Source organism: Streptomyces avidinii (assembly GCF_045161815.1).
In the GTDB taxonomy this organism is placed as follows: domain Bacteria; phylum Actinomycetota; class Actinomycetes; order Streptomycetales; family Streptomycetaceae; genus Streptomyces; species Streptomyces avidinii.
Genome location: NZ_CP108863.1, coordinates 7,463,290 through 7,478,049, shown reverse-complemented (window position 1 = coordinate 7,478,049; position 14,760 = coordinate 7,463,290). Strand labels below are relative to the sequence as shown.

15 protein-coding genes and 1 pseudogene are annotated in these 14,760 nt (G+C 69.4%); 12 read left to right on the top strand and 4 right to left on the bottom strand.

All coding sequences use genetic code 11. The features are described from left to right. Positions 1 to 25 precede the first annotated feature (25 nt). Genes OG373_RS33670 through OG373_RS33660 form a run of 3 tightly spaced genes read left to right on the top strand, consistent with a single transcriptional unit; the run spans position 26 to position 1,997 of the window. The gene (locus OG373_RS33670; RefSeq protein ID WP_405442273.1) at positions 26 to 802 is read left to right on the top strand and encodes a GNAT family N-acetyltransferase; all 777 of its coding nucleotides are present in this window, start codon (positions 26 to 28) and stop codon (positions 800 to 802) included. A gap of 17 nt (positions 803 to 819) precedes the next feature. After that, complete coding sequence (locus OG373_RS33665; RefSeq protein WP_405442271.1) at positions 820 to 1,647, top strand: alpha/beta fold hydrolase; 828 nt, start codon at positions 820 to 822, stop codon at positions 1,645 to 1,647. Next, on the top strand, positions 1,644 to 1,997 hold the full coding sequence (locus OG373_RS33660; protein ID WP_405442270.1) for a hypothetical protein: 354 nt from the start codon (positions 1,644 to 1,646) through the stop codon (positions 1,995 to 1,997). The genes OG373_RS33665 and OG373_RS33660 overlap by 4 nt, the downstream gene beginning before the upstream one ends. A 9-nt stretch (positions 1,998 to 2,006) precedes the next feature. Here the strand turns inward: OG373_RS33660 and OG373_RS33655 are convergent, their stop codons facing one another. After that, entirely contained in the window at positions 2,007 to 2,216 is a 210-nt protein-coding gene (locus tag OG373_RS33655) for a hypothetical protein (RefSeq protein WP_405442269.1), read from the bottom strand. Positions 2,217 to 2,722: 506 nt separating this feature from the next. Between OG373_RS33655 and OG373_RS33650 the strand changes: the two genes are divergently transcribed. Then, a complete protein-coding gene (locus OG373_RS33650) occupies positions 2,723 to 3,283 on the top strand; it encodes a hypothetical protein (RefSeq protein WP_405442268.1) in 561 nt (186 codons plus the stop codon). 174 nt (positions 3,284 to 3,457) lie between these two features. Continuing rightward, positions 3,458 to 5,428: an APC family permease gene (locus tag OG373_RS33645; RefSeq protein ID WP_405444291.1), complete on the top strand. Its 1,971-nt coding sequence runs from the start codon at positions 3,458 to 3,460 to the stop codon at positions 5,426 to 5,428. Between the two features lie 45 nt (positions 5,429 to 5,473). Here OG373_RS33645 and OG373_RS33640 read toward each other — a convergent pair whose 3' ends face one another. The 3 genes and pseudogenes from OG373_RS33640 to OG373_RS33630 form a co-directional block, all read right to left on the bottom strand. After that, the gene (locus tag OG373_RS33640; RefSeq protein ID WP_405442266.1) at positions 5,474 to 6,256 is read right to left on the bottom strand and encodes a GNAT family N-acetyltransferase; all 783 of its coding nucleotides are present in this window, start codon (positions 6,254 to 6,256) and stop codon (positions 5,474 to 5,476) included. 149 nt (positions 6,257 to 6,405) lie between these two features. Continuing rightward, on the bottom strand, positions 6,406 to 7,212 hold the full coding sequence (locus OG373_RS33635) for an SDR family NAD(P)-dependent oxidoreductase (protein ID WP_405442264.1): 807 nt from the start codon (positions 7,210 to 7,212) through the stop codon (positions 6,406 to 6,408). A gap of 332 nt (positions 7,213 to 7,544) precedes the next feature. Then, positions 7,545 to 8,420 (bottom strand): annotated as a pseudogene (locus tag OG373_RS33630) (HAD-IC family P-type ATPase); the annotation flags it as partial. Positions 8,421 to 8,437: 17 nt separating this feature from the next. Between OG373_RS33630 and OG373_RS33625 the strand changes: the two are divergent. The 7 genes from OG373_RS33625 (at position 8,438) to OG373_RS33595 (ending at position 14,759) form a co-directional block, all read left to right on the top strand. Continuing rightward, positions 8,438 to 9,154: a DUF4118 domain-containing protein gene (locus OG373_RS33625; protein WP_405442263.1), complete on the top strand. Its 717-nt coding sequence runs from the start codon at positions 8,438 to 8,440 to the stop codon at positions 9,152 to 9,154. A gap of 87 nt (positions 9,155 to 9,241) precedes the next feature. Beyond that, on the top strand, positions 9,242 to 9,397 hold the full coding sequence (locus tag OG373_RS33620) for a hypothetical protein (RefSeq protein WP_167347250.1): 156 nt from the start codon (positions 9,242 to 9,244) through the stop codon (positions 9,395 to 9,397). After that, entirely contained in the window at positions 9,394 to 9,483 is a 90-nt protein-coding gene (gene kdpF, locus OG373_RS33615) for a K(+)-transporting ATPase subunit F (RefSeq protein WP_037789535.1), read from the top strand. Before OG373_RS33620 ends, kdpF begins: the two co-directional genes overlap by 4 nt. A 6-nt stretch (positions 9,484 to 9,489) precedes the next feature. Next, on the top strand, positions 9,490 to 11,154 hold the full coding sequence (gene kdpA / locus OG373_RS33610; protein ID WP_405442260.1) for a potassium-transporting ATPase subunit KdpA: 1,665 nt from the start codon (positions 9,490 to 9,492) through the stop codon (positions 11,152 to 11,154). Continuing rightward, positions 11,151 to 13,253 carry a potassium-transporting ATPase subunit KdpB gene (kdpB, locus tag OG373_RS33605; RefSeq protein ID WP_405442259.1) on the top strand — a complete coding sequence of 701 codons (2,103 nt, stop codon included), beginning with the start codon at positions 11,151 to 11,153 and terminating at the stop codon, positions 13,251 to 13,253. The genes kdpA and kdpB overlap by 4 nt, the downstream gene beginning before the upstream one ends. 7 nt (positions 13,254 to 13,260) lie before the next feature. Continuing rightward, complete coding sequence (locus tag OG373_RS33600; RefSeq protein WP_405442258.1) at positions 13,261 to 13,977, top strand: potassium-transporting ATPase subunit C; 717 nt, start codon at positions 13,261 to 13,263, stop codon at positions 13,975 to 13,977. Between the two features lie 98 nt (positions 13,978 to 14,075). Then, positions 14,076 to 14,759, top strand: a complete 684-nt coding sequence (locus OG373_RS33595; protein WP_405442256.1) for a response regulator — start codon at positions 14,076 to 14,078, stop codon at positions 14,757 to 14,759. The last annotated feature ends 1 nt before the right edge of the window (position 14,760 follow it).

Genomic DNA, 14,760 nt, shown 5'->3' with positions numbered 1-14,760 from the left:
CTCCATGCCCCCGCAAGGAAGCACCGTGATCAACCTGCCCTCCCACCGGCTTCCGGGCCTCGTCCGCTGGTTCCCTGTCGGCGCGCCGGGCTCGGGCGCCCTGACCGAGCACGTCCTGACCACCGATGCCGGCCGCTGGTGGGTGGACCGCGTCATCCAGCCACGCGTCATCGCCGCCGAATGCGGGGACCACGTACTGCTGCTCGGGGAGCCGCAAGCGCTGACACCCCAGGACCTGGCGCACTTCGCCCACCGGTACATCGAGGCACCCGGCCACTTCCGGCCGCTGATCGGGGCCGCGTTCGACCGCGTCGTGCCCTGGCAGCGCACGGTGTACGTCAAGCGCACCACGGCACCTGCCGCACCGCGCCCGAGGGGGATCACGCTACGACGGCTGACCGCTCAGGACGCCCGGGCGCTCAGCGCCCTGCCGCCCGCGATGCACCGGATCCACCGCACCTGGGGCGGACCCGACGCGCTCGCCCGTTCCGGTTACGCCTGGGCTGCGTTCCGTAACGGCCGCATCGTGGCCGTGGCCTGCACGTATTTCCTCGGCACCGCCTACGAGGACATCGCCTGCATCTCCGTGCCCGACCCCCGCCTTCAGCACCTCGCACTCGCCTGTGTCGACGCACTGTGCTCGGACATAGCCACCCGCCGCCGCACCCCCAGCTGGACCTGCTCCGCGGGCAACCGGGCGGGTCGCCTGCTCGCCTCGAGTGCGGGATTCCGCGCCGAACGCGAGTACGGCCACTTCGCGGTCGGTGCTCCTGCCGCCACCGGAAGAGTGGCAGCGGGATGAGGGGCCATACTCGCCCGATGGACTCCATCTACCGCAGTGCGGCGGGCCGGGAGCACATCCGCCGCTGGTGCACCGACCGGCTCGACGCATGGCCGGTGCCGCACGAGCGTACGACGGTGACCGCCAACGGAGTGCTGACCCACCTGGTGACCACCGGCTCCGACCCGACCACGGTCGTCTTCGTACCGGGGACGAACTTCAACGCCGCCGCGTCACTGCCGCTGGCCACTGCCCTGGTAGCGGCCGGACACCGGCTCGTCCTGCCGGACGTCCCCGGGCAGCCCGGCCTCAGCTCCGAGAAGCGCACGGTCTCCGGCGGCCGCCTGTCCTGGTACGGCACCTGGCTGAGTGAGGTGCTCGAGACGGTCACGGCGGGGCCCGCGGTGGTGATCGGCCACTCCTTCGGCGCCGCCATCGCGCTCTCCAGCCCGTCACCGCGCATCGACCGGCTCGTCCTCGTCTCCCCCGGGGGGTTGGGCAAGCTGTGCCTGGCCCCCGGCCTGCCGGCCGCCTCAGCCACCTGGTTCATGCGGCCGACCCCCGCCCGCAGCACCCGGCTCCTGCACGCCATGCTCGCGCCCGGCCACCAGCCCCGCGCGGAACTGGTGGAGTGGATGACGCTGGTCGCGCGCCACTCCCGCTCCAGCGGAGCCCCGGGCAGGGCCGACCTGCCCCGGCACGCCGTTCCCCGACTGGTCGCCAGCGGAGCACACGACGCGTTCCTGCCACCGCGACGACTCGCCCCTGTCGTCCGCGCAACGCTCGGCACCGGCCTGCACGTCATCCCCGACGCCGGCCACCTCGTCGTCGAGGAACACCCAGACCGTCTGGCGGCCCTCGTATGAGCCGAAACGCCGGCCACGACGGCCTGCCCGCCATCGCCATCCTCGGCGGGCGGCATGAGCTCGCCGTCCAGGGACTCGCTCTGCAAGCGGATTCGTTCACCATCAGCTACACCGTCACCCCGGCGCTGCCGCAGTCCGTACTGCTCACCCTCGATGGGGAGGACGACCTCGGCAATACGTACGTGGACTGGGGCGGCGCCTACGGCACGAGCCCGGCCCGCCGCCTCACCCAAGGCACCATCACCGCCCGTCCTGCGCCCCCGCCCACCGCACGCCACCTCCAGGCACAGCTCACCTTCCTCCGGGACGGCGAGGCGTTCCCGTACGACCTGTCCCTGGACCTGTCCTGAACCGGAGCCCTAGCTGAACTCGGCCAGTCGGGGTCGCAGGCCGAGGACGGTCAGCCCGGCCACAAGCAGCAGCGCCGCGCCGGCCGCCGGGGCCAGCGTGGTCAGCGCCTCGCGTCCCTTGTGGACGGCCCGGGCTGCGCCGTCTGGTTCCAGCCGGCGGCCGCTCCAGTCGCCGCGACCACGAGCAGGATCAGCAGCCCGGTGACGAGGAGTACGCACGCAGCGCGGGCGAGGCGCAGCCGGCCGGGCCGGGTGCCCCAGTACCGATCGGCGAGCCGACGGGTCGGCCGGGCGATCCACACAGTGAGGGGAGTCCGTCGCCGCGACCTTCCTCCCTCCGGTTCGTCTCCTTCACCCGATCCAGCGGCCATCCAGCCTGGAACGTCCGGTACGGGGATCTCCGCAGAAGATTCCGGGGCCCCCGCTCCCTGACTGGTCTCGGTACCGGCGGTGATCGTCACACGCCCCTCCAGCCTCACACCCGGGCGCTCGTACGCCCCGCGTACAGGCCAGCATCAGGCTCAACTGTTCGAAACACCCGGCACGTTGACGACACTCATACGCAGAAAGATCGGCATTTTGACGGACCCTTGACGGCACCCCGATTCCGCACTCCGGCGGCGTCGGCACCTCGCCGCCAGGGGCCCGTCAAAAAGCCGCGCCACGGCGTCAGTAGTTCGTCAGGGTTCGGCTTGGACGGCTCCGGCCGTCGTAGCGTCACCCTCATGGGACGACGCTTCACACTGTCTGCGACCGGTGCGCGTGCCGAGCGCGCGAACCCTGCTGGACCGTGCGCATACGACATCCACTGGGCAGGTGAGAGACGTGCGGCGATCCGCGCCGCCTCCCTGCTGTTGGCGACCCTGCTCGTGGTGGACACGGGCGTCGGCTACCTCAGCTTTCCCCGCGCCGCCCTGTGGACCGGCTTGGCCGCCCTCTTCTTCGTGATCCTGCTGCCGCCCAAGGTCTTCGCGCGTCCAGGCCTGCTGACCGTCCGCGGAGTGCTGGTCGAGCACAGTGTCCGTACCGATTTCCTCGCCTCGGTCCACTGGTTCGATGGCGTGGCCCAGCGCATGGTCCTGCGGGACGTGGATGGCAGTGTGGTCGAGATCGACCCCACCGTCCTCGCCCGCAATCCTGCGCTGTGGCGGCGTCTCGACGCGGACACCGTCGCGTCGCTCCAGCGCGGCACGCTGGCGTGTGGCGCGACCGCGCTGCACCAGCTTGCAGAGCGCATCGACCGCGAAACGGCGCGTACGGTCTTCAAGGTCTCCGGCTTGCACTGACCAGCGCTCGCGCACCGGGTCCGCCAGAGCCATTTGCAGGCCTGTTCTCCTTCCATCCGGGATCATTCGGCGGCGTCCTCATGCCGCGCGTGCACAGGCCGGGCTTTCTGCGCCTACGCTCCGGCCGTGTTCAACGTGACGGGTCTGCTGAAGCGTCTTGTGATCGGCCGGGCGATGCGCAGCGAGGAGCTGGGCGAGACCCTCCTGCCCAAACGCATCGCGCTCCCGATCTTCGCCTCCGACCCGCTGTCCTCGGTGGCGTACGCCACGCAGGAGATCCTGCTGGTGCTGACGCTGGGCGGCCTCGCCTATCTGCACTTCACTCCGTGGATCGCGCTGGCGGTCGTGTTGCTGATGACCGTAGTGGTGCTCTCGTACCGGCAGGTCGTGCACGCGTACCCCAGCGGCGGCGGATCGTACGAGGTCGCCTCCACGAACCTGGGGCCCTCCACCGGTCTCGTGGTGGCCGCCTCGCTGCTCGTCGACTACGTGATGACGGTGGCCGTGTCGGTCGCCTCGGGCGTGGACAACATCATCTCGGCGCTGCCGAGCCTGGCCGCGCACCGGGTGGGACTCGCGGTCGGCTTCGTCGCGCTCCTGACCGCGATGAATCTGCGCGGCGTCCGCGAGTCGGGGCGGGCCTTCGCCACGCCGACGTACCTCTTCATCGGCGGCGTGCTGATCATGGTGGGGACGGGACTCTTCCGCTACCTGCTGGGCGACGCCCCGGTCGCGGAGAGCGCCGCGTACGGCATCGAGCCGGACCCCGCCGACGCGGGCCTGGCCGGGTTCGCCCTGCTGATGCTCGTGCTGCGGGCCTTCTCCAGCGGCTGTACGGCCCTGACCGGCGTCGAGGCGATCTCCAACGGCGTGCCGGCCTTCCGCAAGCCCAAGTCCGTCAACGCGGCGAAGACCATGCTGGCCATGGGCGCCATCGCCATCACCATGTTCGTGGGCGTCACCACCCTTGCGATGGTGGCCAAGGTGCACATCGTCGAGGACCCCTGCCGGCTGACCGGGCTGGCGGACTGCGAGACGTACACCCAGCGCACCGTGATCGCCCAGCTGGCGGCCTCCGTCTTCGGCGGCTCGGACAGCTTCGGCTTCTACTTCATGCAGGCGGCAACCGCGCTCATCCTGATCCTGGCGGCCAACACCGCCTACAACGGCTTCCCGCTGCTCGCCTCGATCCTCGCCCAGCACCGCTATCTGCCCCGGCAGCTGCACAACCGCGGCGACCGGCTGGCGTTCTCCAACGGCATCCTGGCGCTCGCGACCGTCGCCGCAGTGCTGCTGTGGGTCTACAAGGCCAACGTCACAGACCTCATCCACCTGTACATCCTGGGCGTGTTCACCTCCTTCACGCTCTCCCAGCTCGGCATGGTCCGTCACTGGAACCGCGAGTTGCGCACCGAGACCGACCCGGCGGTGCGCCGGCGCCATCAGGTCGCCCGGTCCGTCAACGGCCTGGGCGCGTGCGTGACCGGCCTGGTCCTGGTGATCGTGCTGGCCACCAAGTTCACCCAGGGCGCCTGGCTCGCCGTACTCGCGGCGCTCGTGCTGTGGGTGATGATGCGTGGTATCCGGCGCCACTACGACCGTACGGCGGCCGAGCTGACCGTCACCGATCCGCGAAGCGAGCTGGCACCACCGCCTCGCGTCTTCGCGATCGTGCTCGTCTCCACCATCCACAAGCCGACCCTGCGGGCCTTGTCCTACGCGCGGGCCTTCCGCCCGGACCGCCTGGAAGCGCTCACCATCTCCGTGGACCGCGAGGCGGCGGAGTCACTGAAGCGGCAGTGGGAGGAGTACGGGATCGAGATCCCGCTGAAGATCCTCGACTCCCCGTACCGCGAGATCACCCGTCCCGTCGTCGAGTACGTCCGCTCGATCCGGCGGGAGAGCCCGCGTGATGTGGTGGGCATCTTCATCCCCGAGTACGTCGTCGGCCACTGGTGGGAGAACCTCCTCCACAACCAGTCCGCCCTGTGGCTGAAGAGCCGACTGCTCTTCACCCCGGGCGTCATGGTCACCAGCGTCCCGTGGCAGCTGACCTCCTCCTCGCACGCCGACCACCCCGCGGCCCGCGCCCCGGGCTCCGTCCGCCGCGGAGAACCCACCCGGAACTCCGAGACCCCGCGGTGACTGCCTCGTGCCCTCACGTCACCCGGTCTGGACTCCCGTACGAGCTCACGCGGCCTCTCCCCTGGCGAGCGTCAGACGGCGAGCGGGGCCGGCCGCGTAGTGGACGTATTCGCGGGTCAGGCGGAAGCCCGCCGACCAGGCGAGGAGGCGGCTCGGGCGGTTGTCGCGCGAGCACGTCCAGCTCGGCGTACGGCCGCGGGCGGCGATGTCCTGGCACAGGGCCGTGACGCAGGCGAGCGCGAGGTGCTGCCGACGGTGGCCGGGGTCAGCAAGAGCGGCGACGTCCTCATACCCACTGCCGAGGAAGTACGTGCAGGCCACCGAGAGGGCGCGGCCCCGGTGGAAGGCTCCCCAGCCGAGTCCCGAGGCGGCGAGCTGCTCCGGGCCGCCCCAAGTCCTGTGGATCCAGGCCGCCTCGGGGCCGAGAGCGACGAGTGCCGACGCGTCCTGCGGGGTCAGCCGGCGCACCATGATCCCGGGTGCCGGGCGGGCGGCCAGGGCGGGCGCCTGGTGTACGTAGACCATGCGCTCCCACGGATCGACGCGCGCGAACGCGCCCCCGAAGGCGGGGAGGAAGCGAGCCGGGGCCTCGATGTAACTGCCCGCGAAGGGAGCGAGGGCCTCGGGAGACAGCGCGTCCGGGTCCCCTCGCAGCAGGACGTGATCCCCGCTGGAGACCGCCACGACCCGCGGGTCCACGGCGCGGTCCGCCCACCACTGACCGGCTCCGGTCGCGAGGACGTGCTCGGGGAGGGCCGCGACGCCCGGGGCCCCGCCGGGGAACCAGCGGGCGAAGGCGGGGAGACGGGTGGGAAGGAGCTGGATCACGACGGATGCCGCCTAGGCGGAAGGTAAGAGGTGCGGGGGCGGCCCGGGACGGTGGGCCGCCCCCGCGGGGGAACCAGCGCGGGCGGGAAGGCGACGCTGGCCGGCCTTGCGGCCGTGGTTGGCTTTGTTCGCGCGTCGGGCTTGCGCCCTCAGGCAGAGTGGCCGACGAGCACGTCGGCGAGCTTGTTCAGCCGCTTGACCGTGCGCTCCTCGGTCGCGCCGGAGGCAGGCTCCATCCGCTCGCTCCGGTCGTAGTAGGCCCCGTTGACGATCTCGACGGCCGGGTCGCACAGCCGCGCGACGTGGGCGGCCCCCTCGGACGGCGTCGCGCCTTCGTGTCCGTACAGCGGCCTCAGGGCGGTCTCGCACACGCCCGGGTTCACGGAGACGGCGGTCACACGCGGGTCGGCGGCGAAGACCGTGAGTGCGAGCTGCGACTGCGCGTACGCGGCGAGGCGGGAGTAACGGCGGGTCCGGTTGGGGTCGTTCCACATGATGGAACCGGTGCGGTGCATCGAGGAGGAGACGTTGACGACGCGGCCGCCCGGGTCGGTGGTCAGGACCGGTTCCAGCAGGTTCGTCAGCAGGTAGTGGGCGAGGAAGTTGACCTGGAAGGAGAGCTCGTTGCCGTCCGGGGTGACGGTGTGGCGCTCCGGCGCCGCGACGGCGGCGTTGTTGACCAGGACGTCGAGGTGCGGGTACCCGGCGGTGATCCGGTTCGCGAGTCGCTCCACCTCGTCGAGGTGCGCGAAGTCCGCCGCACACGGGCGCAGCATGTCCGCGTCGACGTCGGCGGTGGCGATGAGGCGGTCCACAGCTGCCCGGGCCTCCGCAGGGGTACGGCCGTGGAGGAGCACCGTCGCACCGCACTCGGCGAGCCGGCGGGCGGTCTCGTAGCCGATGCCGGAGGTGGCGCCGGTGACCAGGATGGTACGGCCGGACAGGAAGGAAGACATGAGTAGTTCCTGGGGAAGGGCACGGCCACCCGTTGCGGGAAGCGGCCATACGGTGAAGGTGAATGAGTACCGCGTACGGACGTCAGCACGCCCGGCGGTACGCGGTGATCACGGCCGGGCCACACATGGACGGGCCGGGAATCAACGGGGGCTAGCGCACCGGAAGGTGAGAAGGGCACTTCGCCGGCGGCACCGACGCGATCCCTGCACGGCTCCGCCATGGCGGTGGCCGGTCATCGTGACGCTGACCGATGTTCACGTCATCCATCCAACTGGCGTGCGGCTGTGGGCTCAAGAGCCCTGACGGCCCTCTTACGAGCCCTTGACGGAGTTCAGCCGAGGCCGGGGACGGTGGACACCACCAGGTCGATGAGCTTGATCCCGACGAAGGGCAGGACGAGGCCGCCGAGCCCGTAGACCGCCAGGTTGCGACGCAGCAGGTCGTGGGCTGAGGCGGGCTTGTAGCGGACGCCGCGCAGGGCGAGCGGGATGAGGGCGACGATGATCAGGGCGTTGAAGATGATCGCCGAGGTGATGGCGGACTGCGGGCTGTGCAGGCCCATGATGTTGAGGGCTCCGAGGCCGGGATAAGCCGACGCGAACATGGCGGGGATGATCGCGAAGTACTTCGCGACGTCATTCGTGATGGAGAACGAGGTGAGCGCGCCTCGGGTGATGAGGAGCTGTTTGCCGATCTCGACGATGTCGATGAGCTTGGTGGGGTTGGAGTCCAGGTCGACCATGTTCCCGGCTTCCTTGGCGGCCGAGGTCCCGGTGTTCATCGCCACGCCCACATCGGCCTGCGCGAGCGCCGGGGCGTCGTTCGTACCGTCGCCGGTCATCGCGACGAGCTTCCCGCCCGCCTGCTCCCGCTTGATCAGTTCGAGCTTGTCCTCGGGGGTGGCCTCGGCCAGGTATTCGTCGACGCCTGCCTCGGCGGCGATTGCCCTGGCCGTCAGCTCGTTGTCACCGGTCACCATGACCGTACGGATCCCCATGGCGCGCAGCTCCGCGAAGCGCTCCCGGATGCCGTCCTTGACCACATCCTTGAGGTGGATGATGCCGAGGACGCGCGGCCCGTCCCAGTCGTGCACGGCGACCAGCAGGGGCGTGCCCCCGGACCCGGACACGGTGGCCGACCACGCTACGGCTTCCGCCTGCACGGTCCCACCGCGCATCGCCACCCAGTCGCAGACTGTTCCGGCTCCGCGACCGCGTCGCCTTGGTGGCGGCCCTCGTGGCCCCCTTCTTGGTGGCGCTGGTACTCGTGCCATTCCGTGCGGGTCTTTCGGCGACGAACGAGGCGCTGATCCTGGTCGTCGCGGTGGTCGCGGTCGCCGCCATGGGCAGCCGCGCAGCGGGTGCACTCGCCGCACTCTCGGCGGCCGCGTGGTTCGACTTCTTCCTGACCGAGCCCTACCAGCAGTTCGCCATCTCTGACCGTGCGGACATCGAGACGGCTGTCCTGCTGCTCGTCGTCGGCTTGATCGTCTCGCAGCTGGCCGCGCGTGCACGCCGTCTCCAGGCGGTCGTGGTGACCGACGCCGCGCATCTGTCGAGTCTCCAGGGAACCGCTCGGCTGGTCGAGGACGGCGGCACACCGGAAGCGGTGGTCGAGTACGTGCGCCGGGAGCTCGTCGGCCTGCTGGGTCTGCGCGGCTGCCGCTTCGAGTACGGGACCCTCATGGGGAACCTTCCACGGCTGGAGCACGACGGTGGCTTGTGGCTGCGCAGCGGTAGCCGGATCACCGAGTACGCCGACTGGCCGGACGGAGAGACCGAGCTGCGGGTCGTCGGCGGCGGGCACTACTACGGCCGCTTCCTCCTCGATCCACTCCCGGACCGTCCCCTGCCTCCCGAAGAGGACCGCTCGGTGGCTGTCGCGCTGGCCGCGCAGGCCGGTGCCGCGCTGGACACGGCGGGCCTGTCCCAGCAGGGCTGAGCGGCGGATCGCGGCCTTTCGCGTATGCGTGGCGTTAAGAGTTCCCCTGCGTCCGTATGGACCCCATCAAGGTGTCTTAACGCCGGGATGAAGACACGGTTATCTCGACATCGGCCATCTGGCCGATTCATTTCCTCCCTCTTCATCCAGGAGCTCACGGTGGCCGATCTGGCCTTCGTCGTCACCACGATCGCGGTATTCGCGCTGGTGGCTCTCATCGCCCGGGGGGTGACCAAGCTGTGAACGCCGAAAACATCGTCGGCCTCGTCGTGGCCGTCTCCCTGCTCGGATACCTCGTCCTCGCCCTCGTGTACCCGGAGAGGTTCTAGCCACCGATGAGTCCCGTTCTCGCTGGTGTGCTCCAGCTCCTCGCACTGATCGCCGCGCTCGCGCTGGCCTACCGCCCACTGGGCGACTACATGGCCCGCGTCTACTCCTCCGAAAAGCACTACAAGCCGGAGAAGTGGATCTACAAGGCCATCGGCGCCAACCCCTCGGCCGAGATGCGCTGGCCCGCCTACCTGCGCGCCGTCCTCGCCTTCTCCGCCGTGAGCGTCCTGTTCCTCTACGGCCTCCAGCGCGCCCAGGGCATCCTGCCCGGCTCGCTCGGCTTCGTGGCGATCGACCCGGACCAGGCCTTCAACACCGCCGCGTCCTTCGTGTCGAACACGAACTGGCAGTCGTACTACGGCGAGCAGGCCATGGGCCACGTCGTACAGACCGGCGGCCTCGCCGTGCAGAACTTCGTCTCCGCCGCCGTCGGCATGGCCGTCGCGGTGGCCCTCGTACGGGGCTTCGCGCGCTCCCGCACCGGGGAGCTGGGCAATTTCTGGGCCGACCTGGTCCGCGGTGTCTTCCGTATCCTGCTGCCGATCTCGGTGCTCGGCGCGATCGTCCTGGTCGCGTGCGGTGCGATCCAGAACTTCGCCGGGATCCACGAGGTCGGCCAGTTCATGGGCGGCTCGCAGCAGTGGAACGGCGGGGCGGTGGCCTCGCAGGAGGCCATCAAGGAGCTGGGCACCAACGGCGGCGGCTACTTCAACGCCAACTCCTCGCACCCCTTCGAGAACCCCAACCCGTTCTCGAACCTCTTCGAGATCTTCCTGATCCTGCTCATCCCGTTCGCGCTGACCCGGACCTTCGGCCGGATGGTCGGAAACCTGCGCCAGGGCTACGCGATCCTCGCGACCATGGCCACCATCTGGCTCGGCTTCGTCGCACTGATGATGTGGACCGAGTTCGCCGGTAACGGCCCGGCCTTCGACATCGCCGGCGGGGCGATGGAGGGCAAGGAGACCCGCTTCGGTATCGCCGCGTCCTCGATCTTCTCCGTGTCCACGACCCTGACGTCCACGGGTGCCGTCAACTCCTTCCACTCCTCCTTCACCGGTCTCGGCGGCGGCATCCAGCTGCTGGGCATGCAGCTCGGTGAGATCGCGCCCGGCGGTGTCGGCTCCGGCCTCTACGGCATGCTGATCATGGCGATCATCGCCGTGTTCATCGCCGGCCTGATGGTCGGCCGGACCCCCGAGTACCTGGGCAAGAAGATCGGCACCCGCGAGATCAAGTTCGCGGCCTGCTACATCCTCATCACCCCGGCGCTGGTGCTGGGCTTCACGGCCGCGGCGATGGCGCTGGACACCCCGGCCAACTCGATGACCAACACCGGGGCGCACGGCTTCTCGGAGATCCTCTACGCCTACACCTCGGGCGCCAACAACAACGGCTCCGCCTTCGCCGGCCTGAACGCCGACACGCAGTGGTTCAACAGCACCATCGGCATCGCGATGCTGCTGGGCCGTTTCCTGCCCATGGTGTTCGTCCTGGCCCTGGCCGGCTCGCTGGCCGAGCAGAAGCCCGTTCCCGAGACCGCGGGCACGCTGCGCACCGACAAGCCGCTCTACACGGGCCTGCTCGTCGGCACGATCCTCATCGTCACCGGTCTGACCTACTTCCCGGCCCTGGCGCTGGGTCCGCTCGCCGAAGGGCTCGCGTCATGAGCACCACCACCCCCACTCGCGCACCACACGAAGACATCCCGACAGGTCACAAGCCGGCCGGGCGGGTCGGCGGCGGTCTCTTCGACCCGAAGCAGCTGCTGAGGTCCTTCCCCGACGCGGTGCGCAAGCTCGACCCCCGGATCATGATCAAGTCGCCGGTCATGTTCGTCGTCCTGATCGGCTCGGTGGTCACCACCGTGCTCGCGATCAAGGACCCGACGGACTGGTTCGGCTGGGCGATCACCGTCTGGCTGTGGCTGACGACGATCTTCGCGAACCTGGCCGAGGCCGTCGCCGAGGGCCGCGGCAAGGCCCAGGCCGACACCCTGCGCAAGGCCAAGACCGACTCCGTCGCCCGCCGCCTGACCAAGGACGGCAAGGGCGAGGAGCAGGTGCCGGGCGCGGAGCTGCGCATCGGCGACCTGGTGGTCTGCGAGGCCGGCGACATCATCCCCGGCGACGGTGACGTCGTCGAAGGCGTCGCCTCGGTGGACGAGTCCGCCATCACGGGTGAGTCCGCCCCTGTTATCCGGGAGTCCGGCGGCGACCGCTCGGCCGTCACCGGCGGCACGAAGGTGCTGTCGGACCGGATCGTCATCAAGATCACGACGAAGCCCGGCGAGACCTTCATCGACCGCATGATCGCCCTCGTCGAGGGCGCGGCCCGGCAGAAGACGCCCAACGAGATCGCGCTGAACATCCTTCTCGCGTCCCTCACCATCGTCTTCCTGCTCGCAGTGGTCACTCTGCAACCGTTCGCGATCTACGCAGACGCCAAGCAGTCCATGATCGTGCTCACCGCCCTGCTGGTCTGCCTGATCCCGACCACGATCGGCGCCCTGCTCTCCGCGATCGGCATCGCCGGCATGGACCGACTGGTCCAGCGTAACGTCCTGGCCATGTCCGGCCGGGCCGTCGAGGCCGCGGGCGACGTCTCGACCCTCCTGCTCGACAAGACCGGCACCATCACCCTCGGCAACCGCCAGGCCTCCGAGTTCGTCCCCGTCAAGGGCACCACGGCGGCGGAGCTCGCCGACGCCGCCCAGTTGTCGTCCCTCGCGGACGAGACCCCCGAGGGCCGGTCCATCGTCGTCCTGGCGAAGGAGAAGTACGGCCTGCGCGAACGCCACCAGGGCGAACTCGCCCACGCCGACTGGATCGCCTTCACCGCCCAGACTCGTATGTCGGGCGTGGACGTCGATGGCAAGCAGACCCGCAAGGGCGCGACCGGCTCGGTCATCACCTGGGTCAAGGAGCAGGGCGGCCAGGTCGCCGAGGACGCGCAAGCGCTCACGGACCAGATCTCCCAGGCCGGCGGCACCCCGCTGCTGGTGGCGGTGAAGGACGACAAGGGCGCCCGCGTCCTCGGTGTCATCCACCTCAAGGACGTGGTCAAGGAGGGCATGCGCGAGCGGTTCGACGAACTGCGCCGCATGGGCATCAAGACCGTCATGATCACGGGCGACAACCCGCTCACCGCGAAGGCCATCGCCGAGGAGGCGGGTGTCGACGACTTCCTCGCCGAGGCCACCCCTGAGGACAAGATGGCCCTCATCAAGCGGGAGCAGGCAGGCGGCAAGCTCGTCGCGATGACCGGTGACGGTACGAACGACGCCCCGGCGCTCGCCCAGGCCGATGTCGGTGTCGCGATGAACACGGGCACCTCGGCCGCCAAGGAGGCCGGGAACATGGTGGACCTGGACTCCAACCCCACCAAACTCATCGAGATCGTCGAGATCGGCAAGCAGCTCCTGATCACGCGTGGCGCGCTGACCACCTTCTCCATCGCCAACGACGTCGCAAAGTACTTCGCGATCATCCCGGCCATGTTCGCGGTGGTCTACCCGGGCCTGGACAAGCTCAACATCATGGGCCTGTCCTCCCCGAACTCCGCGATCCTCTCCGCCGTCATCTTCAACGCGCTGATCATCATCGCGCTCGTACCACTCGCCCTCAAGGGCGTCCAGTACAAGCCGACCAGCGCCGACAAGATGCTCCGCCGCAACATCGGGATCTACGGACTCGGCGGCCTGATCGCCCCGTTCATCGGCATCAAGATCATCGACATGCTCATCACCCTCATCCCCGGAATCGGCTGATCACGCGATGAACAACTCCGTATCCAGCACCCTCCGCCTGATCGGCGCCGGCCTGCGCGCCCTGCTCGTCCTCACGGTCATCTGCGGGGTCATCTACCCGCTGGCCGTAACCGGCATCGCCCAGGCCCTCTTCAACGACAAGGCCAACGGCTCCGAGATCAAGGACAAGAGCGGCCAGGTCGTCGGCTCCTCCCTCATCGGCCAGACCTACAACCTGCCCAAGCAGAACCCCGACGACGCCGAAGAAGCCTCCAAGCCGGACCTCAAGTGGTTCCAGCCCCGCCCCTCCAACGGTCTGGGCAGCAACAGCGTCAACATGCAGTACTCGCTGATCCTGTCCGGCGCCACCAACCGGTCCGCCGACAACGGCGCGGTCAACGGCAAGTGCACCAAGGGCGCTGAAGAGGGCACCCTCTGCGCCCAGGTCATCGCCGCCAAAGACGCCGTCGTCACCGACAACTCCACTGCGGACTACAAGGTCGAGCCCGAGGACGTGCCGGCCGACGCCGTCACCTCCTCCGGCTCCGGCCTCGACCCGAACATCTCCCCCGAGTACGCGAAGATCCAGGTCCACCGCGTCGCCGAGCAGAACCACATCGACGTCAAGCAGGTCGAGAAGCTCGTCGCCGACCACACCACGGGCCGGACGCTCGGCTTCATGGGCGAGCCTCGCGTCAACGTCCTCGAGCTCAACACCGCCCTCAAGGCACTGACCAAGAGCTGATGTTTCCCGTAGCAGGGGTCCGGAGTCGGCGGGACGTGGCTCGTTCGCGTCCCGCCGACTCCGCCCCGTATCCATTGAAAGAGGAAGGCCCCACACCGATGATCAAGGTGCTGGTGGTGGAAGACGACGCCCAGCTCGTCCGCGCACTCAAGATCAACCTGCAGGCGCGGAAGTTCGAGGTGCAGACGGCTTCCGACGGAGGCAGTGCCCTCAGACTTGCCGCTTCCCGCAAGCCGGACGTCATCCTCCTGGATCTCGGCCTGCCGGACATGGACGGCATCGATGTGATCAAGCGTGTCAGGGAGTCCAGCAGCCTACCGATCCTCGTCCTCTCCGCCCGCCACACCTCCGAGGAGAAGATCCTCGCCCTGGACGCGGGGGCCGACGACTACGTCACCAAGCCGTTCAGCATGGACGAGCTCCTCGCGCGGCTGCGGGCCGCTGTCCGCCGCCGGGAGATCCCGGCACCCGCCGACGAGGTCTCCGTGGTCACCACCGACGACTTCACCGTCGACCTGATCGCGAAGAAGGTCCGCCGGGGCGATCGCAGCGTGCGGCTCACCCCCACCGAGTGGCACCTCCTGGAGATCCTCATCAGCAACCCCGGCCGGCTGATCAGCCAGCAGCAGCTGCTGCTCGACGTGTGGGGGCCGACGTACTCCGAGCACACCAACTACCTGCGGGTCTACATGGCCCAGCTGCGCCGCAAACTGGAAGCGGACCCCTCGCACCCGAGGTACCTGATCACCGAGCCCGGCATGGGCTACCGCTTCGAGGGATGAC